At 77.5% G+C, this 1,032-nt stretch carries 2 protein-coding genes; both read left to right on the top strand.

Translation table 11 applies throughout. The features are described 5' to 3' along the window. Window positions 1-646, top strand: a 646-nt coding sequence (locus D7231_RS35840; RefSeq protein ID WP_147449932.1) for a class I SAM-dependent methyltransferase, incomplete at its 5' end; no start/stop codon positions are given. A gap of 63 nt (window positions 647-709) precedes the next feature. Further along, a partial coding sequence (locus tag D7231_RS35835; protein ID WP_158673909.1) for a 2-dehydropantoate 2-reductase N-terminal domain-containing protein occupies window positions 710-1,032 on the top strand: 323 nt, incomplete at its 3' end.

The raw sequence follows: 1,032 nt of genomic DNA, 5'->3' as shown, positions 1-1,032 counted from the left end.
GCCGCTGCTCGCTCTGATGGTCACGCGGCTGCGGCTGCGGCCCGGTCAGCTCCTGGTGGATGCCGGATGCGGCACGGGAGGCGTCGGGCTGTGGCTGGCCCGCGCGATGTCCGCGCGCCTGGCCGGCCTCGACCTCTCCCCGGTCGCCATCGCCCACGCCGCCGCCCGCCGCCCGCACTTCCTGCCGCAGGGCCGGGCCTCCTTCAGCGTCGCCCCGATCGAGGCCACCGGCCTGCCCTCCGGCCGCACGCATGGCGCGGTGAGCGTGGACGCGCTCGGCTTCGCCCCCGACCCGGATGCCGCGCTGCGCGAGCTCGGCCGCCTCCTGGCCCCCGGCGCCCGCCTGGCGGCCACCCGCGCCGCGCGACGCGGCGCCGAAACCGCCTGGGAGGCCCAGGCCCGCGCCGCCGGCCTGCTGGTCGAGCACGTGGACGAACGCCCCGGCGAGCCGGTGATGTGGCAGCGGCTCTACCGGCTGTGGATCGGCCACGAGACGGAACTGCGGCGCGAACTCGGCGACGCGCAGGCGGAGAACATGCTGCGCGAGGCGCACCGCATGCTGCCTGCCCTCCCCGGCCGCCGCGCGGTGCTGCTGACCCTGCGCCGCCCCCCAACCGCCCCCGGGCCCGCACGGGGCGGCCGATAGGATGAGCGCTCCCCGGGCCGCCCCGCCCGAGCCCGACCACGGCCGCTGAGGAGGAGCTTCGCAGTGACCCACCAGCGCCCCCTCCGCGCGGCGGTGTTCTCGGCCGGGTCCTGGGGCACGGCGTTCGCCAAGGTGCTGGCGGACGCCGGCAGCGATGTCACCGTGCACGCCCGCCGCCGGGAGATCGCCGAGGGCATCAACACCCGCCGCCGCAACCCGGACTACTTCCCGGACACCGAGCTCCCGCCGAACCTGGCGGCCACGACCGACCCGGCCGCGGCGCTGGACGGCGCGGACTACCTCGTCCTGTCCATCCCCGCCCAGTCCCTCCGCGCCAGCCTCGCGACCTGGGCCCGCCACATCGGACGCGAGACGGTGATCGTGTC

Origin of the sequence: Streptomyces klenkii, from assembly GCF_003626645.1 — a bacterium.
Lineage (GTDB): Bacteria > Actinomycetota > Actinomycetes > Streptomycetales > Streptomycetaceae > Streptomyces > Streptomyces klenkii.
Note: the sequence above shows the minus strand (reverse complement) of the source record. Positions and strands in the feature narration are given on the sequence as shown.